This window comes from Nakamurella endophytica (genome assembly GCF_014646215.1).
Classification (GTDB): domain Bacteria; phylum Actinomycetota; class Actinomycetes; order Mycobacteriales; family Nakamurellaceae; genus Nakamurella; species Nakamurella endophytica.
This window is the reverse complement of the sequence record NZ_BMNA01000001.1, coordinates 103,147-129,013: the sequence shown is the minus strand read 5'-3', so window position 1 is coordinate 129,013 and position 25,867 is coordinate 103,147. Positions and strand designations below refer to the sequence as shown.

Here is a 25,867-nt window from a genome sequence, read left to right as displayed (position 1 = left end):
GCTCCCCGGTCACAGTGGCTCAGGCCGTCCCGGATTCGCACCGGGTTCCTGGGGGCTGCGGCGTGCTGGGATGCGTGGAGATGGGGGTGCACGTCCACTGTCGTCGCCGGACACCCGGACCGTCAAGCGGCGCCGGCCCGGTCACCCCGGACGCCGTGCCACCGGCGGTCCGGGTCGGCCGACGCGCTCCAGCAGCCGTTCGACGGCGTCCGCAAAGGCCGCCGGCGCCTCGACCGGGACGAAGTGCCCGACGTCCGGCAGCACCGTGACCCGGGCGTCGGCGTACCACTGGTCGAGCCGGTCGGCCCAGTCGGCGGGGAACAGCGGGTCCAGCGCGGGCCACAGCACCTCCACCGGGGTCGCCAGCCGGTCCGCCACCGCCGGCGGCCGGTCGCCCGCGCTGGACGCGGGCCCCGGACGGGACCGGTACCAGGCGATGGAGGCGGTGAACGCCCCCGGCGCGCCGTAGAGCTCGACGAGCCGATCCAGGTCCTGCGGGTCCATCCGAAAGCCCGGCCCGGACCAGTGCTCCCAGAAGTGCCGCAGGTAGGCCCGTACCGCGTCCGGCCGGCCGTCCAGCAGCTCGACGGCCAACGGCAGCCGGTGCAGCGCCTGGTACCAGAACTGCTGCTGCACCGACGGTGCGAGCAGACGCTCGCCGGCACCCGGCAGCGGCGGCGTCAGCACCAGCCCGGCCATCCGCTCGGGGTGACTCCGGACGATCTCCTGGGCGACCCGGCTGCCGACGTCGTAGCCGCCGATCACGGCACGCTCGACGCCGAGCTCGTCCAGCAGGGCCAGCACGGACCGGGCCTGCGCCGCCGCGCTGTACAGCTGGAGCGGCGGCCCGGGGTGCTTGTCCGACTCGCCGAAGCCACGCAGGTCCGGCACCACGGTCCGGGTGCGGCCGGACAGCAGCGCGGCGACGTGCCGGTGGTCGCGGCGGCTGCCGGGCCAGCCGTGCAGCAGCAGCACCGCGGGCGGGCCGCCTGCTGCAGCGGTGTCGACGTCGTAGGCGAGCCGGAAGCCGTCGACCGGCCGGGACCTGGCGGGATCCGTCACGACGCCGATCCTGCCGGACCGGGCGGCGTCCGCACGGCGGTCCGGGCTGCTGCGTGCCCGTGTCACGATGGCCGGGTGACCGCCATGCTCCGCCCGGCAGCCGACCGCTGCCCCGGGTTGCTCCGCCTGCACCTGGCGGCGGACGGCGCGCTGGTGCGGATCAAGGTCCCGGGCGGCCGGATGACCGGCCGGGCCTGGCAGGTCGTCGCCGGTGCCGCGGCGCGTTTCGGCGACGGCGACGTGGCCCTGACCGGGCGCGGCGGGCTGCAGATCCGCGGCATCCGGCCCGGACCGGGCGGCGCCGCGCCGGACGAGCTGGTGGGCACCGTCGTCGCGGCCGGGCTGCTGCCGTCGCGCACGCACGACCGGGTGCGGTCCATCCTGTGCTCGCCGCTCACCGGTCGGGTCGGCGGCCGCGCGGACCTGCGCCCCGTCGTGGACCGGCTCGACGCGCTGCTCTGCGCCGACCCCGAGCTGGCCGCGCTGTCCGGCCGCTTCCTGTTCACCGTCGACGACCGGGGCGACCTGGCCGGCCTGCCCGGCGACCTGGGCGTGCGGGCGCTGGACCGCGGGACGGTGCGGCTGCGCATCGGCGCCCTCGCCGGGGAGCGGGTGCCGGTGACCGACGCCGCGGCCGCGCTGGTCGCCCTGGCGCACCGCTTCCTGGCCGTCCGTGGGGACGCGTGGCAGGTCCGCGACCTGCCGGGGCGCGGGGTCGAGCTCGGTGGCCGGCCGCTGCCCGCCGAGTCCGCCGGCACGGCGGATCCCGCGCCGGCGCCGGGCCTGCTGGTGCAGCGGGACGGCCACCATGCGGTGGTGGCGCTCGCGCCGCTCGGACTGGTCGACCCGGCGCGGTCCGCGGCGGTGGTCCGGGCGGCCGCCGCCGGCGGGGACCGGCTGGTCGTGACGCCGTGGCGGTCCGTCGTCGTCGCGGACCTGCCGGCCGGGCGCTCGGCGGAGGTGCTGGACACCCTCGGAGCGGCCGGCTGGGTCGTCGACCCGGCGTCGGGATGGCGCGGCGTGACGGCCTGCACGGGCGCCCCGGGCTGCGTCCGGTCGGCCGGCGACACCCGCACACCCGCCCGGTCCCTGGCGGCCGCGCGCCGGCCCACGGACCTGCCGGTGCACGTCGTGGGCTGCGAGCGGCGGTGCGGCGTCCCGGCCGGGCCGCACCGGGAGCTGCGGGTGACCGGGTGAGCGACGTGCCGGCGGACCACGGGTACGGCGCGCTGCGGCCGCCGACCCGGCGCCACGACTACGTGACCTCGGGGGACGAGATCTACCGCCGGTCCTTCGCCACCATCCGCGCCGAGACGGACCTGTCCGGGTTGCCGGAGGACGCGCGCACGGTCGCGGTGCGGATGGTGCACGCCTGCGGCCAGACGGACCTGCCCCGGGACCTGCGCATCCACCCCGACCTGGTGGGGGCGGCCCGCTCGGCGCTGCGGGCCGGTGCGCCGGTCCTCACCGACGCCCACATGGTCGCCGCCGGCGTCACCCGCCGGCGGCTGCCCGCCGGCAACGAGGTGCTGTGTCTGCTGGACGATCCCGCGGTGCCGGAACTGGCGCGCCGCTGGGGCACCACCCGCTCCGCGGCGGCCGTGTCGGTGTGGGGCGACCGGCTCGCCGGTGCGGTGGTGGCCATCGGCAACGCGCCGACCGCGCTGTTCCACCTGCTGGAGCTGCTGGCCGACGGCGCCCCGCGGCCCGCTGCGGTGATCGGGGTGCCGGTGGGTTTCATCGGGGCGGCGGAGTCCAAGCAGGCCCTGGTCGAGGACGGCGCGGGCGTCCCGTACCTGACCGTGCTCGGCCGCCGCGGCGGGTCGGCGATGGCCGGATCCGCGGTGAACGCCCTGGCCCGCGAGGAGGAGCTGTGACGGGCGCGCTGTACGGCGTCGGCCTCGGTCCGGGCGACCCGGAGCTGGTGACCCGCAAGGCCGCCCGGCTGATCGGGGCCGCGGACGTGGTGGCCTACTTCTCCGGGACGCACGGCCGGTCGATCGCCCGGTCGATCGCCGCGGAGCTGCTGCCCGCGGGCGTCGCCGAGGAGCCGCTGGTGTACCCGGTCACCACCGGCGACATCGACCACCCCGGCGGCTATCCCGGTGCCATCGACGACTTCTACGACCGGTCCGCCGCCCGGCTCGCGGTCCACCTGGCGGCGGGCCGGACCGTCGTGGTGCTCTGCGAGGGCGACCCCTTGTTCTACGGCTCGTACATGTACCTGCACGACCGGCTGGCGCCGACCTTCCCGGCCGAGGTGGTGCCGGGGGTGACGTCGGTGTCCGGCGCGGCGGCGGCGGCCGCCCGGCCGCTGGTGCGGCACGAGGACGTCCTCACCGTGTTGCCGGGCACCCTCCCGCGCGCCGAACTGGCCCGGCGGTTGGCCGACACCCAGGGGGCGGCGGTGCTCAAGCTGGGCCGGACGTTCCCGGCGGTGCGGGCCGCCCTGGCAGAAGCGGGCCGGCTCGACGACGCGGTGTACGTGGAGCGGGCTTCGACCGCGGGCCAGCGGGTGCTGCCGGCGGGGGACGTGGATCCCGATGCGGTGCCGTACTTCTCGATGGTGCTGGTGCCGGGCGCCGACCGGCGGCTGGCGCGGGCCGCGGAGACCGGTGCGGCCGCACCGGCTCCCGCCGACCCTGGCCCGGCCACCGGCGCGCCACCCGGCCCGGTGCTGGTGGTGGGACTGGGACCCGGGCCCGACGGCTGGCGCACACCGGAGGTGGACACGGCTCTCGGGCAGGTCCGGCACGTCGTCGGCTACGCGCCGTACGTCTCGCGGGTGCCGCAGCGGGAGGGCCTGCAGCGACACGCGTCCGGGAACACCGTCGAGCTGGACCGGGCGCGGCACGCGCTGGAGCTGGCCCTGGCCGGCGACCCGGTGGCCGTGGTGTCCGGCGGCGACGCCGGTGTGTTCGGGATGGCGTCCGCCGTCTTCGAGGTCCTCGACGGCGACACCGCCGGCCGGTACCGCGACGTCCCGGTGCGGGTGCTGCCCGGGGTGACCGCGGCGCAGGCCGTGGCGGCCCGCGCCGGTGCGCCGCTGGGTGGGGACTACGCGGTCCTCTCGCTGTCCGACCGGCTCAAGCCGTGGCCCGTCGTCGAGCGGCGGTTGGCCGCGGTGGCCGCGGCCGACCTGGTGCTGGCGGTCTACAACCCCGCCTCGCGCAGCCGCACCGGCCAGGTGGCCCGGATGCGCGACGTGCTGCTGGCGCACCGGTCGCCGGACGTGCCGGTGGTGATCGGCCGCGACGTGGGCCGGGACGGCGAGGAACTGGTCGTCACCACGCTCGGCGGGCTGGACCCGGCCGTGGTGGACATGCGGTGCCTGCTGATCGTCGGCTCGTCCGGCACGACGGCGGGGGAGCACGGGGTGTGGACGCGGCGGTTCGTGCCCGCCGGGCCGGACTCGCGCGACGACCGGGCCGCGGACCGCACCGGTGACGGGGCTGGTGACCCCGGCGGAGCGGGGAGCGCGACCGCGCCTACCGGCGCAGCCGCGGTGCTGCGCCGGTAGGCCGGCTCCGATCCCGGGTGCGGTCTCAGGCCCGGCCGGCGCGCCGGGCGGTCCTGGCGTCGTCGATCCAGCGGGCGACCGCGGGTCCGGAGACCAGGACGAGCATGGCGACCAGGGACCCGAGGTTGTACAGCGCCGCGAGGGTCAGCCCGGAACCGCGCAGGCCGTAGAGCGCCAGGCCGATGCTCACCGCGGACAGGACCAGCAGCGGGACGCGGCTGACCCGGCGCAGCAGCAGCGCGGCGGCCACCACGAAGGCGACCACCAGGCCGACGCCGACCCAGAGGACGGTGTCCACGGCGGCGCGGCCCGAACGGCCGAGGTGTTCGCGGAGGGACAGCAGCTGGGCGAAGCCGATGACGCTGACGACCAGGTAGGCGCCGAGGACGCACAGGGCGCCGACGACACGGCCCGGGGTGCGGCCGGTGGACGGGACGGTGCGCTCCGCGGTGAGCGTGGACATCGAGAACTCCTGTGGGGAAAGGGTGCTGCACGGTGGGTGCAGCGTCCGACCGTTCCGCCGGGCCGCCGGTTCCACCGGATCACGGAGCAACCGCAGCATCACCCGGTTGCCGGAACGCCTGGCCGGGACGGGACGGCCGGGCTGCCGCCGCCCGACCCGTTCGGCGAGCCGACCTCAGCCGGCCGGTGACCGCCGGGAGGCGTACAGGTGCGAGTCGACGAAGCCCTGTGCGGTCAGCACCCGGCCGACGAGGATCACCGCGGCCTGCCGCAGGCCGAGCCGTTCGACCTGGTTCGCGATGTCGGCCAGGGTGCCGCGCAGCACCTGCTCGTCCGGCGCGGTGGCCCGGTGCACGACCGCGACGGGGCAGTCGGCGCCGTAGACGGGTGCCAGCTCCTCCGCGACGGCCCGCATGCGGGTGATGGCCAGGTGCAGCACCAGCGTCGCGCCGCTGGCGGCCAACCGGGACAGCTGCTCGCCCTCCGGCATCCGGGTGGATCGGGCCTGCGCCCGGGTGAGGATGACGGTCTGCGCGACCTCCGGAACCGTCAGCTCGCGGCCGAGCAGCGCGGCGGCGGCGGCGTACGCCGGGACACCCGGGGTGACGTCCCACGGCACGCCCGCCCCGTCGAGCCGGCGGGTCTGCTCGGCCACCGCCGAGTAGATGGACGGGTCCCCGCTGCACAGCCGCGCGACGTCCTGTCCGGCCCGGTCGGCCCGCACCAGGACCGCGGTGATGTCGTCCAGGTTCAGGTGCTGGCTGTCGACCAGCTCCGCGCCGGGCGGGCAGTGCTCCAGGACGTCGGCGGTGACGTACGTCCCGGCGTAGACGCAGACCGGGCTGGTGGCCAGCAGCCGCGCCGCGCGCAGCGTCAACAGGTCCGCCGCGCCGGGCCCGGCGCCGATGAAATGGACGGTCACGACGGCTCTCCCGACGGGTGCGGCTTGCGGACGGAGTACTGCACGACGGCCCTGGCGGGTTGCCAGCCGGTGAGACCGCCGAGCGGGCCGGCGCGCTCGACCGCGATCCGGGTCAGTTCGCCGCCCCAGGCACGGGAACGATCGACGAGCAGCTGCTCGCTCTCCAGCGTCACCGCGTGCGCGACCAGCCGTCCGCCGACACGCACTGCTGCCCAGCAGGTCTCGAGCAGACCGGGAGCGGTCGCGCCGCCGCCGACGAACACCGCGTCCGGGACCGGCAGCCCCGCCAGGGCTTCCGGTGCGCGGCCGGTGACCACCCGGACACCGGGGACGCCGAGCCGGCGTGCGTTGTCACCGATCCGCGCGGCCCGCGCCGGGTCCGCCTCGATGGCGACGGCCCGGCATCGCGGGTCGCTCCTGGCCCACTCGACGGCCACCGAGCCGGCTCCCGCGCCGACGTCCCAGAGCAGGTCCCCGGGCAGCGGCGACAGCCGGGACAGCGCGGACGCCCGCAGGTCGCGCTTGGTCAGCTGGCCGTCGTGCCGGTAGGCCTCGTCCGGGAGCCCCGGTGCGCGGCCCGGCAGCGCGACGCCGGGGTCGGCCCGGCACTCCAGGCAGAGCAGGTTCAGCGGCCCGGCCTGCTGCCCGGTCCACTCGGCCGCCGTGCCCTGCCGGCCGGTCTCGGCCGCGGCGCCCAGCTCCTCCCAGACGGTCAGCACCGAGCCGCCGTAGCCGGCGTCCACGAGCAGCTCGGCGACTCGATCGGGGGATCCGCCGTCCGCGGACAGCAGCACCAGCCGGCGGCCGGGGGCCAGCTCGCGGCGCAGCCGGTCCAGGTCGCGGCCCACCAGGGACAGCCAGTCGTCCGGCTCGGCCGCCCAGCCCATCCGGGCCCGGGCCAGCGCGACCGACGACACCGCCGGCACGACGTGCACCTGCTCGGCGCCCAGCTCGCGGACCAGCGTGCCGCCGATGCCGGACAGCAGCGGGTCGCCCGACGCCAGCACCACCACACCGCCGGACAGCAGGTCGTCCCGCCAGGCGGCGACGGCCGGCAGCAAGGGCGAGGGCCACGGTCGGCGCTCGCCGCCGGCCCCGTCGGGCAGCAGCGACAACTGCCGGTCCGCACCGATCACCAGCCGGGCCGCGCCCACCAGCGCCCGGACCGGCTCCGCCAGCCCGGCCCACCCGTCGGCGCCGATGCCGACCACCGTCACCGGGCGTCCGGCGGCAGGGGGCAGGACGGTGGGCACGGACGGACCCTAACCGCCGGCCCGGCACCGATCCGTCGGCACGGACCCGTCGGCGCGGACGCGCCGGCACGGTGCTGGCGGCGTCCCCGCCGGTCCCCGCGTCCGGAGCCCGGCGGGGACGTGCCCGCGGCTGTGGAATCATCGCCGGGACGGTCGTCGAGGAATTCGGTGGGCCGTGCCACGGCACGGCGAATCCGGAGCGGTCCCGCCACTGTGACCGGCCGGCAGGCCGGGAGCCAGGACGTCGCGCCCGTCCCGTGCGCCTCCGACGGCGCCGGACACCGTCGACGCGGGCGTGGACACCCGCAGGGAGCGAGTCTCGTGGTGCCGACCTTCCCGTTCAGTGCCGTGGTGTCCCCGGGGGACGCCGCCGACATGGCGCAGGCCCTGCTGCTGTGCGCGGTGTCGCCGGAGATCGGCGGGGTGCTCGTCCGGGGCGAGAAGGGCACGGCCAAGTCCACGACCGTGCGGGCGCTGGCGGCCCTGCTGCCACCGGTCACCGTCGTCCCCGACTGCCGGTTCTCCTGCGATCCGGCGGCGCCCGACCCGGCCTGCCCGGACGCCGCAGCGCACCGCCCGGGCGCCGTCGAGCGTCCAGCCAGGCTGGTGGAGCTGCCGGTCGGCGCCACCGAGGACCGGGTCATCGGCTCGCTCCACCTGCAGCGGGCGCTGGCCGCCGGCGTGACCGAGTACGAGCCCGGACTGCTGGCCGCCGCGCACCGCGGCCTGCTGTACGTCGACGAGGTGAACCTGCTGCACGACCACCTGGTCGACCTCCTGCTCGACGCCGCCGCGATGGGCCGGTCCACGGTGGAGCGCGACGGCGTCTCGGTGGCGCACGCGGCCCGGTTCGTGCTGGTGGGCACGATGAACCCGGAGGAGGGCGAGCTGCGGCCGCAGCTGCTCGACCGGTTCGGGCTCACCGTCGAGGTCGCCGCGCCGCGGGACGCCGGCGCCCGGGCCGAGGTGGTCCGCCGCCGGCTGGCCTTCGACGCCGATCCCGACGCCTTCACCGCGGCCTGGGGTCCGGCCGACCGGGAGCTGGCCGCCCGCATCGCGGCCGCCCGGGCGGCGCTGCCCGCGGTCGAGCTGCCGGATGCCGCGCTGGCGGCCATCGCCGCCGTCTGCACCGCCTTCGACGTGGACGGCATGCGCGCGGACATCGTCACCGCCAGGGCCGCCGTGGCGCACGCGGCGTGGCACGGCCGGGAGCGGGTGGGCCGGGAGGACATCCGCGCCGCGGCACGACTGGCGCTGCCGCACCGCCGGCGGCGCAACCCGTTCGACGCACCCGGGCTCGACGAGGAGCTGCTGGACCGGATCCTCGACGGTCAGGACCTCGATCCCGAGCCGCCGCAAGGCCGGGCCCGCGGCGACGAGCAGCCGGCCGGGGACGGGGCGGATCCGGCGGACCAGCCGGAGCAGGCGGAGCGGCCGGACGACGCCGGTGCCGGCGACGCGGCGGCCCGGTCCGCCGGCTCGGCGGACGGCCCGGCCGCGGGCACCGGTCCGCAGGATCCGGCCGAGGACCCCGGGCGGCCGGCCGACACCGCCGCGGGCACGGACGGCACGGACGGCACTGCGGGTACGGGAGGCACGGCCGGGCAGGGTCGGCCCGTCGGGCCCGGCCCGCAGGCCGGGACGGCCGGCGACCCGTTCCGGACGCGGCTGTTCGCGGTCCGCGGCGTGGGCGCGGGAGAGGCCGGCCGCCGGTCCAGGGCGGTGACCAGCACCGGGCGCACCGTCGGCGCCGAGCCGTTCGGCGGCGGGACGGGACCGGTGCACCTGACGGCCACGGTGCGGGCCGCGGCGCCGCACCAGCTGGCTCGCGGGCGGACCGGTCCGGGCCTGGTGCTCGCCGGCCGGGACGTGCGACTCGCGGTCCGGGAGGGCCGCGAGTCGAACCTGGTGCTGTTCTGCGTCGACGCCTCCGGCTCCATGGGCGCCCGCGCCCGGATGGACCAGGTGCGGACCGCGGTGCTGTCGTTGCTGCTGGACGCCTACCAGCGGCGGGACAAGGTCGGGCTGGTGACCTTCCGCGGTAGCGAGGCCACGCTGGTGCTGCCGCCCACCGGTTCCGTGGACGTCGCGGCCCGGCGGCTGGCGGAACTGCCGGTGGGCGGCCGGACGCCGCTCGCCGAGGGACTGCTGCTGGCCGGGGAGACCGTGCGGCGCGAGCGGATCCGGGATCCGCGGCGGCGGCCGCTGCTGGTCGTGGTCACCGACGGCCGCGCGACCGCGGGGCAGGACGCCGTCGCCCGGTCGCTGCGCGTCGCCGGCCACCTGGCCCGCAGCGGGGTGTCGAGCCTGGTGCTCGACTGCGAGACCGGGCGGTTCCGGATGGGACTGGCGCGCGGGCTGTCCCGGGCGCTGCAGGCCGAGCTGGTGCCGCTGGCCGGCGTGCGCGCCGACGAGGTGGCCGGCGCCGTGCGGGCGCGGGAGGTGGCCTGATGCCGCAGGGACAGCCGCTGGTCGTCCCGGACGACGGCCGCACCACCCGGCAGCGCCGCCACCAGCCGCTGCTGATGGTGCACACCGGTGACGGCAAGGGGAAGTCCACCGCCGCCTTCGGTCTCGCGTTGCGCGCCTGGAACCAGGGCTGGTCCGTCGGGGTCTTCCAGTTCGTCAAGTCCGCCAAGTGGCGCATCGGCGAGCAGCACGCCCTCGAGACGCTCGGCGAGCTGCACCGGCGGGACGGCGTCGGCGGTGCCGTCGAGTGGCACAAGATGGGATCCGGCTGGTCGTGGACCCGGCGGGTCGGCGACGAGACCGACCACGCCGCCGAGGCTGCCGAGGGCTGGGCGGAGATCCGCCGACGGCTGGACGCGCAGGCCCACGACCTGTACGTGCTCGACGAGTTCACCTACCCGCTCAACTGGGGCTGGGTCGACGTCGACGAGGTGGTGCGGACGCTCGCCGACCGGCCGGGCCGGCAGCACGTCGTCGTCACCGGCCGCCAAGCCGACCCGCGACTCGTCGCGGCGGCCGACCTGGTGACCGAGATGACCAAGGTCAAGCACCCGATGGATGCCGGGCGCAAGGGTCAGCGGGGGATCGAGTGGTGAGCGCTGCAGCCGTCGGCGCCGGGCGCACGCCGCTGCCGCGGATCGTGGTGGCGGCGCCGGGCTCCGGTCACGGCAAGACCACGGTGGCGACCGGGCTGATGGCCGCGCTGCGCCGGGCCGGACACGAGGTGTCCGGTCACAAGATCGGCCCCGACTACATCGACCCCGGCTACCACGCCCTCGCCACCGGCCGGCCGGGCCGGAACCTGGACGCGCACCTGGTGGGCACCGACCTGCTGGTGCCGCTGCTGCTGCACGGGTCCCGCACCCCGCGCCCGGCCGACGTGGCCGTCATCGAGGGCGTGATGGGGCTGCACGACGGAGCACTGGGCCGCGACGGCTGGGGCTCCACCGCCCATGTGGCGTCCCTGCTCGCCGCCCCGGTGCTGCTCGTCGTCGACGCCTCGGCGGCCTCGCGGACGGTTGCGGCCGTGGTGCACGGGCTGGCGTCGTTCGACACCTCCGTGCGGATGGCCGGTGTCGTGCTCAACAAGGTCGGATCCCACCGGCACCGGGACGAGATCCGTTCGGCGCTCGAGGCCACGGGTGTCCCGGTACTCGGCGTCCTGCACCGGGACGACGAGATGTCGGTGCCGTCGAGGCATCTCGGTCTGGTCCCGGCCCCGGAACGACCCCAAGCGGCGGCCGCGCTCGACCGGCTGGCGCAGCGCATCGCCGACGGCGTCGACCTGGCCGAGGTGGTGCGCGTCGCCCGGACGGCGCCCGATCTCGCCGGACCCGCGTGGCAACCCGCCCTCGGCCCCGCCCCGGCCGGGGACCGCGGCGCCGGGTGCGCCGGCCGTCCGGTGGTCGCGGTCGCCGGCGGCCGGGCGTTCACCTTCCGCTACGCGGAGACCGAGGAGATCCTGCGCGCGGCGGGTCTCGACCCGGTGGTGTTCGACCCGACCGCGGATGCCACGCTGCCGCCGGGTACGTCGGCGGTCTACCTCGGGGGCGGGTTCCCGGAGGTGCACGCCGGTGAGCTGTCCGGCAACCGCGGGCTGCGCGCGGACCTGCGAGCCGCCGTCGCGGCGGGCGTGCCGGTCGCCGCGGAGTGCGCCGGGCTGCTGTACCTGTCCCGGACCCTGGACGGCGCGCCGATGGTGGACGCCCTGCCGGCAGCCGCCGCGATGACCCCGGGGTTGACGCTCGGGTACCGCACGGCCGTCGCCCCGGCGGACACGCTGCTCGGGCCCGCCGGCACCCGCACCACCGGCCACGAGTTCCACCGCACCACCACCGACCCGGTCGCCGGGGCCACCCCGGCCTGGCTGGTCGACGGCCGGCCGGAGGGCTGGTCGCTCGACCCGGCCGGCACCGGGCGTCCCACGGTGCACGCCTCGTACCTGCACACCCACTGGGCCGCCCCGGGACCGCTGGCCGCCGGGTTCGCCGCCGCGGCGCACCGGGCCCGGCCGTGGCAGCCGGATCGGCCGGGGGCGGCGCGGCGCGGCACCGGGACCTGCGCCCGGGCGGGCGATGTCGCCGGCGGGGCCGGCGGAGCCGGCGCGACTGTCGCGGCCGGACCCGCGGGTGCGCACGGCCGCGGGTCCGCCGGGCAGGCGGGTGTCGACCTCGACCACCACGGCGACCGCGACGTGGCCGACGGACTGGTCGACCTGGCGGTCAACGTCCAGCTGGCCGAGCCCGACCCGTGGCTGGCGGACCTGCTGCGGTCCGCGGTCGCCGGCCTGGCCCGGTATCCCGACACCGCCGACGCCACCCGGGCGCTGGCCGCCCGGCACGGTCGGGACCCGGCCGAGGTGCTGCCGACATCCGGTGGTGCGGAGGCGTTCTGGTTGCTGGCCCGGGCGCTGCGGCCCCGTCATGCGGTGGTGGTGCACCCGCAGTTCACCGAGCCCGAGGCGGCACTGCGGGCCGCCGGTCACGCGGTCCACCGGCTCGTGCTGCACCCGGACGACGACTGGACCTTGCACCCCGGACAGGTCCCGGCGTCGGCCGACCTGGTCGTCGTCGGCAACCCGACGAATCCCACCGGGCGGCTGCACTCGGCCGAGCTCCTGGCCGGGCTGGCCCGGCCGGGCCGTGTGGTGCTGGTCGACGAGGCATTCCTGGACGCCGTGCCCGGCGAACCGGGATCCCTGACCGGACAACGGCTGCCGGGCCTGGTGGTGGCACGGTCGCTCACCAAGACCTGGGGGATCGCCGGCCTGCGGGCCGGGTACGTCGTCGGGGACCGGGACGTCGTCGGCCGGCTCGCCGCGCAGCAGCCGCCGTGGTCGGTGTCCTCGCCCGCGCTGCTGGCCATGGTGGCGACCGCGGAGCCGCACGCGGTCGACCGGGCCCGCCGCCGCGCCGAGCTCGTGCCCGGACGTCGCCGGTTGCTGATCCGGGGCCTGCAGGACCTCGGGTTGCGGGTGGTGCCGTCCCAGGCGCCCTTCGTGCTGGTCGACACCCGCGAGGCGGTTTCGGGGGCGCCACCCGGCACCGTCCGGGACAGGTTGCGGGAGCACGGATTCGCCGTCCGCCGCGGCGAGACCTTCCCGGGCCTGGACGCGGACTGGATCCGGGTCGCCGTGCGCGACGAGGCCACCACGACGGCGCTGCTCGCCGCGCTGGCCGCCGTGCTGACCCCCGCCGCCCCGGCCGGCGGCGTCCCCGGGGCCGACCGGCACCCCCTGCCCGTGGGCGGCCGGTCGTGACGCGGCCCTCGGTGCAGCTCGACCTGGAGCTGGCCGGGCTGCCGGTCGTCGTCCTCGGCGGCGGCGCCGCCGCGCTCGGCCGGATCGCGGCGTTGCGGGCGGCCGGCGCACGGCTGACCGTGGTGGAGGAGCAGCCCTCCGACGCCGTGCGGGACCTGGCCGACCGCGGACTGGTCGACCTCCGGTCGCAGGAGCCCGACGACGCCCGGCTGCGCGAGGCCGCCCTGGTGGTGATCGCCGCGGCCGACGGCGGCACCGACGGCGGCACCCGGAGCGGCGCGGGAGGTGCTGCCGACACCGACACCGACACCGCCGCCGGGGCGGCACCGGCCGATCGGGCCGACCGGCTCCGCCGGCGGGCCGCCGCACTCGGGATCCCGGTGGCCTCCGCGGCACCCGTCGGACCGGTGCCCGCGCCGGTTCCTGGGCGCGGCCGGGTCGTGCTGGTCGGTGGCGGTCCCGGCGACCCCGGGCTGATCACCGTGGCCGGGCTGGAGGCCGTCCGCCGGGCCGACGTCGTGGTGGCCGACCGGCTGGCGCCGCTGGCGGTCCTGGACGAGGTCCGGCCGGGTACCGAGATCGTGGACGTCGCCAAGATCCCCGGGGGCAACGCCACCCCGCAGGAGGCGATCAACGCGCTGCTGGTCCGGCACGCGCTCGCCGGCCGGGTGGTCGTGCGGCTCAAGGGCGGCGACAACTTCGTCTTCGGCCGCGGCGGCGAGGAGTGGCAGGCGTGCGCGGCCGCCGGCGTCCCGGTCGACGTCGTCCCCGGCCTGAGCTCGGCCGTGGCCGGTCCCGCCCTGGCCGGCATCCCGATCACCCACCGCACCCTGAACCAGGGCTTCACCGTGGTGTCGGCGCACGTCCCCCCCGGGGATCCGCGGTCGACGCTCGACTGGGCCGCGCTGGCGCGCACGGGCACCGCGCTGGTGGTGCTGATGGGCGTCGGCACCCTGCCGGCGGTGACGGCCGCGCTGGTCCGGCACGGGCTCGACCCGGCGACGCCGGCGGCCACCGTCGCCGACGCCGGGTTGCCCGGGCAGCGGACGGTGCGCGGGACGGTCGGCGACATCGCCGCGCGCACCGCGGCCGAGGGACTCCGCGCCCCGGCGGTGACCGTGATCGGCACCGTGGCCGCGTTCGACCCGGGTGGGACCGAGTGACCCCGGTGACCTCGATGACCTCGGTGACCTCGACGCTGTACCTGGTCCGGCACGGCGAGTCGACCTGGAACGTCGCGGGCCGGGTACAGGGCCAGGCCGACGCCGCCCGGCTCACCGCGCGCGGGCGGGAACAGGTGCGGGCGGCCGCCGCCCGGCTCGCCGGGGTCGGCGCCCGTCGGTTGGTCACCTCGGACCTGGCGCGTGCCCGGGAGACGGCCGACATCGTCGGCGCTGCCACCGGTCTCGATCCGTGGCCGACGCCGCTGCTGCGCGAGATGGACCTGGGCCGGTGGCAGGGTCTGCCGTCGGACGAGGCGGCCGCCCGCTGGGCCGACCTCGCCGCGGACGATCCGTGGACCCCCGACGACCGGCGCCGGCCACCGGGCGGCGAGTCCACCGCCGACGTCCGCGCCAGGGTGGCGGCACTGCTCGCGTCGCCCCTGGTCACCGAGGTCGACGGGGCCGTCGTGCTGGTCAGCCACGGCGACACCATCCGGGTCGCCGTGTCCTACCTGCTGGGCGAGGTGCCGGCGGAGCCCGAGGTGGCCGAGGACGCCGAGGACGCCGACGAGGGTGGCTGGAGCCGCGGCGGCGCAGCGGACCCGGACGACGTCGACCAGGACGGCGCCTCGCGGCGGCGGGCGCCCGTCGCCCAGTGGCGACCGGTGCCGAACGGGTCGGTGCAGATCCTCGAGCGCGCGGCTGACGGCACCGTCCAGCACCGGGAGTGGGCGCCAGCGCTGTAGATCGACCGCGGCCACCACCGGTCAGTCCTGCTGACACCGCCGACACTCGCTCGAGTTGATGGTTCGCACCGGGATGCCGCGAACCGGCAGGACTTCCTTCAGCCGTACCAGCATGCCTGGCAGATCCAATGGCACGTCGACGCCCTCGCGCACCAAAGGAAGTCCAACCCTGACTTTGCCTTGTGAGTCCCACACGGCAAGAGAGGGCCCGTTGTTGTAGGCGGACAAGTAGTGGACGCCGTCGGCGCGGTGGTCGAGCGGTTGGTCCTCGTATATCGCCCGCGCCCAGTCCTGCGACAGTCGCCGCGCGACGTTCCCGCTTCCCAACATTGGAAGCGCTCCGATGGCCATCGCGGACCCTTCCCCGGCCAGATCGACGAAGCGGAGCGGGCGGATTGGGCTGAGAAGGGCAACACGAAACGACGGGCACACCTCCGCGACACCGGCCTCGCCGAACACCTCGGATGCCGATGTAGCCAGGTTGGCGCCGATGTAGAGCACCGTGCGGCCGTCGGGATCGTCTCGCGGCACCGGGGCCGTGGCGTCTTCTACAGTGTGGGGATCGAAGCGGTTCAACGGGCCGAAGCGTCGGGGCGTGTCACCTCGCGGCGTACGGGCACCCCGGTGGTACACCCGGCACCACTGCCAGGTTGCTGCCGGGTCAGGCGGGGACCACGTCCATTCGACGGCGGAGGAATGCAGTGGTCGCCTCGGCGGTCGGAGCTCCCTTACCACGCCGACTTGGCGAGGGCGTCCGCCACCGCAACGACCTCCTCGACGCGCCCCGCTGCAAGAGCACGGCTGGGGCTGTCGCCATTCAAGTCGGGTGACGGTCGGGTCGCCCAGCGGCTCAAAGCGACTGGGCCTCCCGGAAAGGCTGCGGCCAATCGATCGATCGCGGGTAAGACCCCGGCCACCGAATCGGCATCGAATTGCCACGTCGGGATGGCCCACCGTCCTCGGTCCTTGAGCGCTACAAGCCGACCGGCCACGACTAGCTTCGTCACGGCTTGGTCCGTCATCCTCAACAAGCTGGCGACGTCCCCACGGCTCACCGAGCGTTCGAGGACTTCTGCGCGCTGCCTGAAGGTCAACTCCAGATTCGCGAGCTCCGCGCTTTCGCGTTCCTGCTCGGACGGCGTTGGCCCCCATGCCGCAGGCAGCGCGAGGTCCGCGGAGTCGTCACCCCAGGAGCCTGAGTCGGCCAACGCAGTCAGCTCGGCGGCCAGGATACGAAGTCGCCGAGTGCGAGACCGTTGATCGGCGTCGGACGGTGTTGTCTCCAACTCCTGCGCCCGCGCGGCCGTTGCGGATCCTTCAAGATGCGACATATCGAAGGTACGTCGATCGAAGCTACCGACTGGCAGGCGGTCCCCGATGTCGTAGTACTCGTAGAGCCGGTCCTCGTCCTGCTCGGACAGCGGCTCGTCCTCGGCGAAGTTCGGTGCGCCCTTGACCTTGTCCTGGTCGTAGGGCACCACGACGCGGTTGCCCTCGATGCTGGCGTCATCCAGCGGCACGAAGGACTGGTTGCCACCGAACCAGCCGGTCTTGACCGTCACCCAGGTCGGCTGACCGGTCTCGTTGTCCACGAAGACCTGGCCGACCTTGCCGAGCTCGTCACCGCCGGCGCCGACGACGACACCATCCACTGCGATGCCGATATCAGACTGCAGATGGTGAACCATGGTTGCTCCCACGATGAGGACGAGCGTCGAGCGCCTGCAACTGTCGCAACCGCTGCAACTATTGTTCCAGATCCGTCGCTCGCACGGGCGTCAGCGGGGCAGGCCGTCCCGCCACGCCGGGTAGGGCAGCAGGCCGCGCAGCCGCCACCCGGCGCCGTGCCCGGTCAGGTGCACGGCGGTCAACGGCCCGACGTCCACCACCGCGAACAGTCCGGGCATCCCGAGCAGCGCCGCGACACCCGCCCGGACCGCGGCCGCACCGGCGACCACCACGCGCAGCCCGCCGGGACCGATGCCGGTGCCGCTCCCACCCCTGCCGGTGCCGCTCCCACCGCTGTCGCTGTCGCTCCCACCGCGGTCGCTGTCGCCGTCCCGCTGCCCGGCGCCGGTCGGGTCGCCGACCACCGCGGAGCCCACGCGACGGATCAGGTCGAGCACCGACTCGCCGCCCGGCGCCGCGACGGCCGGGTCCGCGAGGAACCTGCCCACCTCCGCGACGGGCAGGTCGGCGGCCGGCCGCCCCGTCCAGCTGCCGGCGTCCAGGTCGGCCAGCGCGGGCACCACCCGCGCCGTCCAGCCCAGCGCTGCGGCCGTCTCCCGGCAGCGCCGTTCCGGGCCGCACCAAACGTCGCGGTGGCGGACGGTGGCCGGCGACAGGTCCGCCGGGGCGAGGGGCTCCTCCGGGGCCGGGAACGCCGCGGCCCTGGTCGCGGCGGTGGCCGCCGCCGCCACCAGCAGCAGGCGGCTCACCGCGGCCGGGCCGGCCGGGTCGGGGTGGGGGTGGCAGGCATCGCGGACAGCGTCGCAGATCCGGTGGCGCGGCCGGGCCGGCGTTGCCGGGCCTGAGAGCGGAGGTCTACGGTCACAGCACTGCGGCATCGGGAAGCCGGTGGGATTCCGGCACGGTCGCGCCACTGTGAGGGGCAGCAGCCCCGAGTCAGACCTCGATGTCGCACCTGTCCACTTCAGGTGGGGGCGCCGTACCCCCGAGGAGGTTCCGTGACTGCCATCCCGTTCAGCCCGCCCGCGTCCGCGCTGCCCGCGACCGCCGTGCCGGCCGTGCCCGCTCTGCCGGTGCTGCCGCTGCGCCAGGCGCTGCCGTGGCTGTTCTTCGCCGGCGTGCTGCTGCTGCTGGCCCTGTACTTCGTGTCGGCCGAGCAGGGTGCCGTGTCGGTGTTCTCCGGCACCGGCGTGCACGAGTGGGTGCACGACGCCCGCCACCTGCTCGGCTTCCCCTGCCACTGACGGCGCGGGCGTGCTCACCATCCGGACCTTCCTGGTCCGTGGGTTGCTGGCGGGCCTGATCGCCGGGGTGCTGACGTTCGGCATGGCGTACCTGGTCGGCGAGGGCCCGGTGTCCGCGGCGGTCACCCTCGAGGGACACGGCGCCGACGGGCATCACCACGCCGCGCCGGCCGCAGGCGACGGTGCGGGCGCACCCGCCGGTGGCATCCGCATGAGCACGGCGTACGAGGCCGACGACGAGCTGGTGTCCCGCGCCGACCAGTCGACGTGGGGGCTGGCCACCGGCACCCTGGTGGTCGGGCTGGCGGTGGGCGGCCTCGTCGGCCTGGCCACCGGGGTCGCCTTCGGCCGGGTCGGTACCCGCACCGCCCAGGGCACCAGCGCGCTGTGCGCCGCGCTGGGTTTCGGCGCGGCGTCGCTGGTGCCGTTCCTCAAGTACCCGGCGAACCCGCCGTCCGTCGGGCAGGCCGACACCATCGGCGCCCGCACCGCCGCGTACTTCGGCTTCCTCGGCCTCTCGGTGCTGGCCGTGCTGGCCGCGGTCGTGGCGGCCCGCGCGCTGTCCCGGCGGTGGGGCGGCTGGAACGCGGCGCTGGCCGCCGGTGCCGGCTACGCGGTCGTGATGATCGTGGCCGCGCGGCTGTTCCCGGTGGTCGACGAGGTCCCGGACGCCTTCCCGGCCTCGCTGCTGTGGAGCTTCCGCACCGCCTCCGCCGGCGTCCAGCTGTGCCTGTGGGGCGTCGCCGGCATCGCGCTGGGGCTGTTGCTGCGCACGCCCGTGCGCCGGCACCTGGCCGCCCGCGCCGGGTCCGCGGCATGACCGGAGGCGACACGGCGGCCACCCGGGCCACCGTGGGAGGGACGGCCGCCGCGGCTGCGACCGCCGGCACGACCACCTGGGCCCCGGCGGTGATCGCACCGCCGTCCGCCGCGGCCCGCGCGGCGGCGCACGACCGGCTGGCCGGGCTGGCGACGCCGGCCGGCGCGTGGGGTCGGCTGGGTGAGCTCGCCGTGTGGCTGTCCGCCTGCCAGGACCGCTGCCCGCCGCGGGTGCCCGCCGCCGTCCGCGCCGTGGTGTTCGCCGGCGACCACGGGGTCACGGTGCGCGGGGTCTCCGCGTACCCGGCCGCGGTGACCCCGGCGATGGTCCGCACCATCGTCGGCGGCGGCGCCGGGATCAGCGTGCTGTGCGCGGTCCACGACGTCGCCCTGCGGGTGCTGGACATCTCGGTGGACGACGAGCTCACCGGCGTCCCGGAGGCGGTCCGGGCGCACAAGATCCGGCGCGGCAGCGGCTCGATCGACGTCGAGGACGCCTGCTCGGCCGACGAGGTCCGCCGGGCGCTGGCCGCCGGCGCCGCCGTCGCCGACGAGGAGATCGCGGCCGGTGCGGACCTCTTGGTGAGCGGGGACCTCGGCATCGGCAACACCACGCCGGCGGCCGCCCTGATCGGCGCGGTGCTGGGCCTGGACGCGGACCTGGTGACCGGCCGCGGCACCGGCGTCGACGACATCGCCCTGGCGCAGAAAGCGTCGGTCGTGCGGGCCGCCGTCGACCGCGTCGCCCCCCGCGTCGGGGACCCGGTCGACCTGCTCGCCGCCGCCGGCGGGGCCGACTTCGCCGCGGCGGCGGGATTCCTGGTGCGGGCGGCCGAGCGCGGCGTCCCGGTCCTGCTGGACGGCGTGATCGCCGTGGCGCAGGCGCTCGTCGCGGACCGGATCGCACCGGGGGTGGCCGCCTGGTGCGCCGCCGGTCACCGCTCCACCGAGCCCGCGCAGTCCCTGGCGCTGCAAGCCCTGGGACTGGTGCCGCTGCTCGACCTCGGGATGCGCCTCGGCGAGGGCACCGGCGCGGTCGCCGCCGTCCCGCTCGTCCGGTCCGCGGCCGCGATCCTCGGCCGGATGGCGCTGCTCGCCGACGTCCTGGCGTGACGGGCAGCGGCCCGGCCGGTGCCGGCGCGGCCGCCGGCGGGCCCCGGTCCGTCGTGGTCGACGGGCTGCGGATGGCGGCGGGCACCTTCACCGCGGTGCCGGTGCGACCGCCGTCCCGCGTCGACCGGCCGGTGGCCCGGGCCGCGATGCTGCTGGCCGGGCCGGCGACGGTACCGCTCGGGGTGGTGACCGGCCTGGTGTGCTGGGCCGGTGTCCGGCTGGGGCTGCCGTCACTGCTGGTGGCCGTGCTCGCGGTGGGCGTGCTGGCGCTCGGCGACCGCGGCCTGCACCTGGACGGGCTCGCCGACACGGCGGACGGGCTGGCCGCCTCCTACGACCGGGAGCGCGCGCTGGCGGTCATGCGGCGCGGGGACACCGGGCCGGCGGGGGTGGTCGCGGTTGTGCTGGTGCTGGCCGCGCAGCTGGCCGGGGCCGCGGCGGTGCTGCACCGCCCATGGGGCGCCGTGCTGCTGGCGGTGGCGGTCTGCGTGTCCCGGTGGTGGGTGCTGCCGGGCTGCACCCGCAACGTCCCGGCGGCCCGGACGGGCGGGCTGGGCGCGGCGGTGGCGGGGTCCGTCCCGCTGCCCGCGACGGTGGCGGTGCTGGTGGCGGCGGGCGCCCTGCTGGCGGCGGCCGCGGCGCTGACCGGCCTGCCGTGGTGGCGCGGGGCGCTGGGGGCGGTGCTGGCGACGGTGGCGGCCGGTGCCGTGGTCCTGCGTTGCCGGCGGCGGTTGGGTGGCGTCACCGGCGACGTGCTCGGCGCCTCGGTCGAGGTCGCCCTGGCGGCGCTGCTCGTCCCGCTCGCCGCCGGCTGACCCGTTTCGCCCCGGCTGTCCGGTGGAACCGGGCAGCCCGTGGCAGACGACGACGCGAAGACCGTCCGCAACGAGTTCGCCGACGCGGTGAACATGACGAGGTCGCAGCTCTCCGACTGGCTCGAGACCGACGAGTCCAAGTCCGTGGGGCAGAAGAGCAGCGGCGGCGGGGAGAGCACCGGTCACCACTACGGCCGGCGCATCCTCGAGCTGCTGGACACCAAGGCCGGCGACCTGTCCGACGACGACCTGGCCGACATGCGCAAGGTGCACGGCTACGTCGCGCGGCACCTGGCGCAGCGGCCGGACAAGTCCGACGACGAGCTGGCCGACACCCCATGGCGCTACTCGCTGATGAACTGGGGGCACGATCCCCTCAAGTCCTGAGGCCGGCGTCCTGAGGCAGGATCCCGACGCCGGTGGCCGAGGCCGGCGTCCTCGACCGGCCGCACCGGACGGATCAGCGCAGGAGGTCCCCGTGGGGTCGGCAGGCCGGCGCGTCCTGGTCACCGGTATGTCCGGGGCCGGCAAGTCGACCGTGCTCGACCTGCTCGCCGCCCGCGGCTACCGGACCGTGGAGACCGACGCGCCGGAGTGGTTGCGCCGGACCGCGGACGGCACCGACGAGGTGTGGCGCGAGGACCGGATGGCCGCGCTGCTGGCCGGCGACGCCGGGCCGGGGCTGTTCGTCGCCGGCTGCCGAGCGAACCAGGGCCTGTTCCGCGACCGGTTCGACCACGTCGTGCTGCTGCACGCACCGACACCGGTGCTGCTGCAGCGACTCCGGACGCGCACCGGGGGGTTCGGTCGGACGGACGCCGAGCGGGACAAGGTCCTGGCCGACATCGCCGAGGTGGTGCCGCTGCTGCTGGCGAGCTGCGACGTCCACATCGACACGGCGGACACGCCGCCGGCCGCCGTGGCCGACCGGCTCGTCGCGCTGGTCAGCGGCTGACGCCGGGACGGACCGCGAGTGCGGTGTCCGCGGCGGTTCCGAGATCCGCGGGGCGTGGTGCCGCATCGACGGGCCGCCGCCGCGGGCCGCACCGGTACGGCCGGGCGCTGCGGTCGCGGACCGGGGTCACCGCGCGGCGTCCTCCAGGTCCCGGCACAGCCGGGCGGTGGTGTCGACCACCGGCCGGTCGCGAGCCAGCGCCGGGTCGAGGGCGTCCAGCACGGCCGGGACCGCGCGCTCCGGCGGACCCGCCGCCAGCGCTCGGAACCGGTCCGCGGCCACGTCCGTCACCTCGGGCCCGCGGCCCCGCAGATGCACGATCCAGCCGGCCAGCACCCGCAGCCCGCCCGCCGGCAGCCGGCCCGCCCGGCGCTCGGCGCGCACGGCGGGCAGCACCCGCACCGGCAGCTTCTGCGAGCCGTCGGCGGCGATCTGCGCCAGCCGGTGCCGGATCCGCGGGTTGCGCCACCGCTCCACGAGAGCAGCGCGGTAGCGGTCCTTGTCGCCGTCGGGCAGCGCCAGGTGCCGTACCGCCTCGTCCCACCACTGACCCAGCCAGCGCCGGCACCGCGCGTCGGACACGGCCTCCGCCACCGTGCCGTGCCCCAGCGCCCCGCCGGCGTAGGCCAGCAGGCTGTGACCGCCGTTGAGCAGCCACAGCTTCCGGTCCTCGAACGGCGCGATGTCGTCGACCCAGCGGGCTCCCGCCGCGGCCCAGTCGGGATGCCCGGCCGGGAAGTCGCCGCACAGCTGCCATTCGGTGTAGGGCTCGGTGACGACCGGTGCCCGGTCGGTGCGGCCGGTCAGCGCCGCGGCCGGCTCCAGGTCGGCGTCGGTGGTCGCCGGGGTGATCCGGTCCACCACCGTCCCGACGAACGAGACGTGCTGCTCGATCCACCCGGCGAGCCCGGGATCCACCCGGGACGCCAGCTCGGTCACCACCCGGGCCGCGACCCCTCCGTTGCCCGGCAGGTTGTCGCCGGGCAGTACCGCGAGACCGGCGCGGACGCCGGGGCTCCCGGGTCCGGCGGCGCTGCGCCGGGCCGCCAGCCCGGCCATCAGCCGGCCGGGGACGGTCTGCACCGGCGCGCGGAGGTCCTGCCGGAGCGTCGCGACGTCGTGCCGGACCTCGGGCAGGTCGGCGGCCAACCCGCCGTCGGGGGAGCGCAGGTAGGCGGCCTCGGTCACGGTCAGGGACAGGATCGCCACGGCCGGGTCGGCCAGCGACGCCAGCCACGCGGCATGGTCGGTCCCGCTGTGCGCTCGGCTGAGACTGCCGACCACGCGCGCGGTGTCGCCGTCGGCGGCCCGGGTGAGCACGGTGTACAGGCAGTCCTGGGCGGCGAGCACCCGTGCCGGCGCGGTGGACCGGCCGGTGAAGGCCGCGATGCCCCACCGGTCGGCGTCCGGTGCGCGGTCGGTGTACCAGGCCTCGTGCGCGCGGAAGAAGTTGCCCAGGCCCAGGTGCACGATCCGCACCGGCGCGGCCGGACGCCCGTCGCCGCGGGCGCGGGACAGCACGGGTGTCACGGTCGCCCCGCGCGGGCCGCGGACATCGGGTCACTCCCGGCCGGGGCCGGCGCGGGCTCCGGCCGGCCGGTCGCCGCTCCGTGCCGGGTCACAGCCGCAGCACCCGCCCGGCCACGACGAGCAGCACGTCGTCGGACGCCGCGGCGACCCGCTGGTTGACGGTGCCCAGCAGGTCCCGGAACAGCCGCCCCGACCGGTGCTCGGGGACCACGCCCCAGCCCACTTCGTTGGTCACCGCGACGGACAGCAGCCCGTCCCGGGTCCGCTCGGACCACGCCGCGCAGAACCGGTCCACCCGCAGGTCCAGCTCGTCCCGCCAGCCGTCGTCGGCGGCGTCCCAGGCCCTCAGGTCGTCGAGCACCGCGGTCAGCCAGGTGCCCAGGCAGTCGACGAGCACGTCGCCCGGCGCGGAGGCGACCGCGGCGGCGAGGTCGGCGGTCTCCGCGGTCTCCCAGCCGGCCGGTCGCCGCTCCCGGTGCCGGCGCACCCGATCGGCCCACTCCGGATCGCCGTCCGGGTCCGGGACGGGCCCGGTGGCCACGTAGCGGACGGTGGAGCGGTGGGCGACGAGGGTCTCGGCGTGCCGGGACTTGCCGGAGCGGACGCCTCCGGTCACCAGGACCCGCCGCGCCGCCGCCACCAGGGCACCGTACGCGGCCCGGGGCCGCAGGATGGGCGGGGTGGCCGGGCACCGACGGTCGCCGGCGAGGCTCGCCGGGCGATCGCCCGATCGACAGCGACACCGACACCGGCACCGCGACCGGCACCGCGACCGGCACCGGCACACCGGCATCCGCAGTGACATCGACACGGAAAGGAGGGACCGTGCCCGATCCGTCGCGGCCGGACCTGTCCCGCGCCGCGGGGCTGCTGCTCGGGGCGCTGGCCGACCGGGCGCTCGGCGACCCGCGGCGCCGACATCCCGTCGCGGGCTTCGGCGCCGTCGCGGCCCTGGCCGAGCGGCGCTGGTACCGCGACACGGTCGCGGCCGGCGGGTGGCACGTCGCCGCCCTGGTGCTGCCGGTGGTCGGCGCGGCGGCAGTCGCCGAGCGGGGTCTGCGCCGGTGGCCGTGGCCGCGGGCGGCGCTGACCGCCGGGGCGACCTGGACGGTGCTCGGCGGCCGGTCGCTCGGCCGGGAGGCGGCGGCGGTGCACACCCGGCTGGTGGCCGGGGACCTGCCGGCGGCGCGCGTGCGGCTGACCCACCTGGTGGGCCGGGACACCGCCCGACTGGACACGGGCGAGGTGGCCAGGGCCGTCGTGGAGTCGGTGGCCGAGAACACCTCGGACGCCGTCGTCGGCCCGCTGGTCTGGGGCGCCCTGTTCGGCGTGCCGGGCCTGCTCGGCTACCGGGCGGTCAACACCCTGGACGCCATGGTCGGCCACCGCAGTGACCGCTACCTGCGGTTCGGCCGGGTCGCGGCCCGGCTGGACGACCTGGTGAACCTGCTGCCCGCCCGGCTGTGCGTCGCGCTGACCGCGGCGGCCGCCCCGGTGGTCGGCGGCCGGCCGGCGGCCGCGATCGCGGCGGCCCGGCGCGACGGCGGCCGGCACCCGAGTCCGAACGCCGGGCCGGTGGAGGCGGCGGCCGCCGGCGCCCTGGGCATCACGCTGGGCGGCACCAACAGCTACGAGGGCGCGGCGGAGGACCGCGGGACGCTGGGCGACGGGCCGCCGCCGGGGCCCGCCGACATCCCGCGGGCAGTTCGGCTGGCGGCGACGGTCGGATGGCTGAGCGCGGGGGTCGCGGCCGCCGTCCCCACCATCAAGGCCGTCAGCGCCAGCAGCGCCGTCAGCGGGCGGCGCGGTCGCCGGCGAGCCGGTCGATGACCCACCGGACGGCGGCGTCCACGGCATCCACGGCCGTCACCGGCTCCGTGCCGTCCGTGCCGTCGATGCTCCCCGTGCTCCCCGTGCTCCCCGTGCTCCCCGTGCTCCCCGTGCTCCCCGTGCTCCCCGTGCTCCCCGTGCCCCCCGTACCGTCGGTGCCCCCCGCGCCGGCCGGGTGCGCCGGCCGGGCCACCACCACGACCGGGATCCCGAGCGCGGCGGCGGCGTCCAGCTTGGCGCTGGTGTAGCGGCCGCCGGAGTCCTTGGTGACCAGCACGTCGATGCCGTGCCGGCGCAGCAACAGGAGCTCGTCCTCGAGCCGGTACGGCCCGCGGTCCAGCAGCACCGTCCAGTCCGCGGGCAGCGGCCGGTCCGGCGGTTCCACCAGCCGCACCACCGCCGGCCGGTCGGCGAGCCCGGCGTAGTCGGCCAGCGTCTGCCGGCCGGTGGTCAGCAGCGGCCGGCGGCCGAGCCGCGCCGCCAGCGCCGCCGCCTCGCGATGGCCCGGCACCCAGTGCCACCCGGCGGCGTCCGGTCGCGCGTCCCAGCCCGGCCGGGCCAGCCGCAGCAGCGGCACCCCGGCCGCGGCGGCCGCCGCCACGGCGTTGCCGGACATGGTGACCGCGTAGGGATGGGTGGCGTCGACCAGCAGCCGCACCCGCTCGGCGACCAGGTACCGGCGCAGGCCCTCGGCGCCGCCGAAACCGCCGATCCGCACCCGCCCGGCCGGCCGGGCAGGCGCCCGCACCCGCCCGGCAAGCGAGGTCAGCACGTCCACCCCGGCGTCGTGCAGCGCGGCGGCCAGCGCCCGCGCCTCCGCGGTGCCGCCGAGCAGCAGCACCGGCCCGTCCGGCGCGGGAACGGGGGGCTGCGCGGTCACGACGACCAGCCAACCACCCCGACTAGGATCGGGGCGCCGTCCGCCGGCCCGGCGGACCGGCACAGCCTGGCCGGGCGATCCGGCCGGCCGGTGCCCCCCGGACCGGGAGCGGCGCCGGCCCCGCCCCACGGGAGAA

At 77.2% G+C, this 25,867-nt stretch carries 25 protein-coding genes and 1 riboswitch; of the genes, 15 read left to right on the top strand and 10 right to left on the bottom strand.

The window, feature by feature from the left end; all coding sequences use genetic code 11:
- Window positions 1-141: 141 nt before the first annotated feature.
- The gene (locus IEY37_RS00595) at window positions 142-1,062 is read right to left on the bottom strand and encodes an alpha/beta fold hydrolase (RefSeq protein ID WP_188939586.1); all 921 of its coding nucleotides are present in this window, start codon (window positions 1,060-1,062) and stop codon (window positions 142-144) included.
- An 84-nt stretch (window positions 1,063-1,146) separates the two neighbouring features.
- Here IEY37_RS00595 and IEY37_RS00590 point away from each other — a divergent pair, with 84 nt between their 5' ends.
- Genes IEY37_RS00590 through IEY37_RS00580 form a run of 3 tightly spaced genes read left to right on the top strand, consistent with a single transcriptional unit; the run spans window position 1,147 to window position 4,582 of the window.
- Window positions 1,147-2,259: a ferredoxin-like domain-containing protein gene (locus IEY37_RS00590; protein WP_188940101.1), complete on the top strand. Its 1,113-nt coding sequence runs from the start codon at window positions 1,147-1,149 to the stop codon at window positions 2,257-2,259.
- 5 nt (window positions 2,260-2,264) lie between these two features.
- The gene (locus IEY37_RS00585) at window positions 2,265-2,939 is read left to right on the top strand and encodes a precorrin-8X methylmutase (RefSeq protein ID WP_188940100.1); all 675 of its coding nucleotides are present in this window, start codon (window positions 2,265-2,267) and stop codon (window positions 2,937-2,939) included.
- Window positions 2,936-4,582 carry a precorrin-2 C(20)-methyltransferase gene (locus tag IEY37_RS00580; RefSeq protein ID WP_188939585.1) on the top strand — a complete coding sequence of 549 codons (1,647 nt, stop codon included), beginning with the start codon at window positions 2,936-2,938 and terminating at the stop codon, window positions 4,580-4,582. The genes IEY37_RS00585 and IEY37_RS00580 overlap by 4 nt, the downstream gene beginning before the upstream one ends.
- A gap of 25 nt (window positions 4,583-4,607) precedes the next feature.
- On the opposite strand, the gene IEY37_RS00575 is transcribed toward IEY37_RS00580, so the two are convergent.
- The 3 genes from IEY37_RS00575 to cbiE all read right to left on the bottom strand — a co-directional run bounded on the left by IEY37_RS00575 (window position 4,608) and on the right by cbiE (window position 7,219).
- Window positions 4,608-5,045 (bottom strand): hypothetical protein, encoded by a 438-nt coding sequence (locus tag IEY37_RS00575; RefSeq protein WP_188939584.1) that lies wholly within the window; start codon window positions 5,043-5,045, stop codon window positions 4,608-4,610.
- Window positions 5,046-5,219: 174 nt separating this feature from the next.
- Window positions 5,220-5,966 carry a precorrin-4 C(11)-methyltransferase gene (gene cobM / locus IEY37_RS00570; protein ID WP_188939583.1) on the bottom strand — a complete coding sequence of 249 codons (747 nt, stop codon included), beginning with the start codon at window positions 5,964-5,966 and terminating at the stop codon, window positions 5,220-5,222.
- Window positions 5,963-7,219 carry a precorrin-6y C5,15-methyltransferase (decarboxylating) subunit CbiE gene (cbiE, locus tag IEY37_RS00565; RefSeq protein WP_229673479.1) on the bottom strand — a complete coding sequence of 419 codons (1,257 nt, stop codon included), beginning with the start codon at window positions 7,217-7,219 and terminating at the stop codon, window positions 5,963-5,965. Before cbiE ends, cobM begins: the two co-directional genes overlap by 4 nt.
- 324 nt (window positions 7,220-7,543) lie before the next feature.
- Here cbiE and IEY37_RS00560 point away from each other — a divergent pair, with 324 nt between their 5' ends.
- Genes IEY37_RS00560 through IEY37_RS00540 form a run of 5 tightly spaced genes read left to right on the top strand, consistent with a single transcriptional unit; the run spans window position 7,544 to window position 14,856 of the window.
- Window positions 7,544-9,670, top strand: coding sequence for a VWA domain-containing protein (locus IEY37_RS00560; RefSeq protein WP_188940098.1), 2,127 nt, complete (start codon window positions 7,544-7,546; stop codon window positions 9,668-9,670).
- Entirely contained in the window at window positions 9,670-10,284 is a 615-nt protein-coding gene (gene cobO / locus IEY37_RS00555) for a cob(I)yrinic acid a,c-diamide adenosyltransferase (protein WP_188939582.1), read from the top strand. The genes IEY37_RS00560 and cobO overlap by 1 nt, the downstream gene beginning before the upstream one ends.
- Window positions 10,281-12,947 carry a bifunctional hydrogenobyrinic acid a,c-diamide synthase/histidinol phosphate aminotransferase CobBC gene (cobBC, locus tag IEY37_RS00550; protein ID WP_229673477.1) on the top strand — a complete coding sequence of 889 codons (2,667 nt, stop codon included), beginning with the start codon at window positions 10,281-10,283 and terminating at the stop codon, window positions 12,945-12,947. Before cobO ends, cobBC begins: the two co-directional genes overlap by 4 nt.
- Window positions 12,944-14,110: a uroporphyrinogen-III C-methyltransferase gene (gene cobA, locus IEY37_RS00545; RefSeq protein WP_229673476.1), complete on the top strand. Its 1,167-nt coding sequence runs from the start codon at window positions 12,944-12,946 to the stop codon at window positions 14,108-14,110. Before cobBC ends, cobA begins: the two co-directional genes overlap by 4 nt.
- Window positions 14,107-14,856: a histidine phosphatase family protein gene (locus tag IEY37_RS00540; RefSeq protein WP_188939581.1), complete on the top strand. Its 750-nt coding sequence runs from the start codon at window positions 14,107-14,109 to the stop codon at window positions 14,854-14,856. Before cobA ends, IEY37_RS00540 begins: the two co-directional genes overlap by 4 nt.
- Window positions 14,857-14,877: 21 nt before the next feature.
- Here the strand turns inward: IEY37_RS00540 and IEY37_RS00535 are convergent, their stop codons facing one another.
- From IEY37_RS00535 to IEY37_RS00525, 3 genes are all read right to left on the bottom strand, one after another.
- Complete coding sequence (locus IEY37_RS00535) at window positions 14,878-15,489, bottom strand: RES domain-containing protein (protein WP_229673475.1); 612 nt, start codon at window positions 15,487-15,489, stop codon at window positions 14,878-14,880.
- Between the two features lie 95 nt (window positions 15,490-15,584).
- Window positions 15,585-16,544: a PRC-barrel domain-containing protein gene (locus IEY37_RS00530; RefSeq protein WP_188939579.1), complete on the bottom strand. Its 960-nt coding sequence runs from the start codon at window positions 16,542-16,544 to the stop codon at window positions 15,585-15,587.
- 90 nt (window positions 16,545-16,634) lie between these two features.
- Window positions 16,635-17,294 carry a histidine phosphatase family protein gene (locus tag IEY37_RS00525; protein WP_188939578.1) on the bottom strand — a complete coding sequence of 220 codons (660 nt, stop codon included), beginning with the start codon at window positions 17,292-17,294 and terminating at the stop codon, window positions 16,635-16,637.
- Window positions 17,295-17,400: 106 nt separating this feature from the next.
- Window positions 17,401-17,542, top strand: a riboswitch (adenosylcobalamin (AdoCbl) riboswitch).
- A 37-nt stretch (window positions 17,543-17,579) separates the two neighbouring features.
- On the opposite strand from IEY37_RS00525, the gene IEY37_RS00520 reads away from it, so the two are divergent.
- The 6 genes from IEY37_RS00520 (at window position 17,580) to IEY37_RS00495 (ending at window position 21,491) form a co-directional block, all read left to right on the top strand.
- Window positions 17,580-17,789 carry a CbtB domain-containing protein gene (locus tag IEY37_RS00520; protein WP_188940096.1) on the top strand — a complete coding sequence of 70 codons (210 nt, stop codon included), beginning with the start codon at window positions 17,580-17,582 and terminating at the stop codon, window positions 17,787-17,789.
- 10 nt (window positions 17,790-17,799) lie between these two features.
- On the top strand, window positions 17,800-18,609 hold the full coding sequence (locus IEY37_RS00515; RefSeq protein WP_188939577.1) for a CbtA family protein: 810 nt from the start codon (window positions 17,800-17,802) through the stop codon (window positions 18,607-18,609).
- Window positions 18,606-19,721: a nicotinate-nucleotide--dimethylbenzimidazole phosphoribosyltransferase gene (gene cobT, locus IEY37_RS00510; protein WP_188939576.1), complete on the top strand. Its 1,116-nt coding sequence runs from the start codon at window positions 18,606-18,608 to the stop codon at window positions 19,719-19,721. Before IEY37_RS00515 ends, cobT begins: the two co-directional genes overlap by 4 nt.
- Window positions 19,718-20,536 carry an adenosylcobinamide-GDP ribazoletransferase gene (locus IEY37_RS00505; protein WP_229673473.1) on the top strand — a complete coding sequence of 273 codons (819 nt, stop codon included), beginning with the start codon at window positions 19,718-19,720 and terminating at the stop codon, window positions 20,534-20,536. Before cobT ends, IEY37_RS00505 begins: the two co-directional genes overlap by 4 nt.
- 39 nt (window positions 20,537-20,575) lie before the next feature.
- Window positions 20,576-20,923: a DUF3140 domain-containing protein gene (locus tag IEY37_RS00500; protein WP_188939575.1), complete on the top strand. Its 348-nt coding sequence runs from the start codon at window positions 20,576-20,578 to the stop codon at window positions 20,921-20,923.
- Window positions 20,924-21,014: 91 nt separating this feature from the next.
- Window positions 21,015-21,491 carry an ATP-binding protein gene (locus IEY37_RS00495; protein ID WP_229673472.1) on the top strand — a complete coding sequence of 159 codons (477 nt, stop codon included), beginning with the start codon at window positions 21,015-21,017 and terminating at the stop codon, window positions 21,489-21,491.
- A 126-nt stretch (window positions 21,492-21,617) separates the two neighbouring features.
- Here the strand turns inward: IEY37_RS00495 and IEY37_RS00490 are convergent, their stop codons facing one another.
- Window positions 21,618-23,012, bottom strand: coding sequence for a mannitol dehydrogenase family protein (locus tag IEY37_RS00490; RefSeq protein ID WP_229673471.1), 1,395 nt, complete (start codon window positions 23,010-23,012; stop codon window positions 21,618-21,620).
- Window positions 23,013-23,109: 97 nt separating this feature from the next.
- Window positions 23,110-23,661 carry a bifunctional adenosylcobinamide kinase/adenosylcobinamide-phosphate guanylyltransferase gene (locus IEY37_RS00485; protein ID WP_229673470.1) on the bottom strand — a complete coding sequence of 184 codons (552 nt, stop codon included), beginning with the start codon at window positions 23,659-23,661 and terminating at the stop codon, window positions 23,110-23,112.
- A 185-nt stretch (window positions 23,662-23,846) separates the two neighbouring features.
- On the opposite strand from IEY37_RS00485, the gene IEY37_RS00480 reads away from it, so the two are divergent.
- Entirely contained in the window at window positions 23,847-24,851 is a 1,005-nt protein-coding gene (locus IEY37_RS00480; protein WP_229673469.1) for a cobalamin biosynthesis protein, read from the top strand.
- Here IEY37_RS00480 and IEY37_RS00475 read toward each other — a convergent pair.
- Window positions 24,814-25,731, bottom strand: coding sequence for a cobalt-precorrin-6A reductase (locus IEY37_RS00475; RefSeq protein ID WP_229673468.1), 918 nt, complete (start codon window positions 25,729-25,731; stop codon window positions 24,814-24,816). The two genes, IEY37_RS00480 and IEY37_RS00475, sit on opposite strands and share 38 nt — an antisense overlap.
- Window positions 25,732-25,867 lie beyond the last annotated feature (136 nt).

What these genes read in the sequence shown, in the direction of transcription:
- IEY37_RS00590 (WP_188940101.1), top strand. Translation starts at nt 1,147, where the DNA reads ATGCTCCGCCCGGCAGCCGACCGCTGCCCCGGGTTGCTCCGCCTGCAC.
- IEY37_RS00575 (WP_188939584.1), bottom strand. Translation starts at nt 5,045, where the DNA reads ATGTCCACGCTCACCGCGGAGCGCACCGTCCCGTCCACCGGCCGCACC.
- cobO (WP_188939582.1), top strand. Translation starts at nt 9,670, where the DNA reads ATGCCGCAGGGACAGCCGCTGGTCGTCCCGGACGACGGCCGCACCACC.
- IEY37_RS00530 (WP_188939579.1), bottom strand. Translation starts at nt 16,544, where the DNA reads ATGGTTCACCATCTGCAGTCTGATATCGGCATCGCAGTGGATGGTGTC.
- cobT (WP_188939576.1), top strand. Translation starts at nt 18,606, where the DNA reads ATGACCGGAGGCGACACGGCGGCCACCCGGGCCACCGTGGGAGGGACG.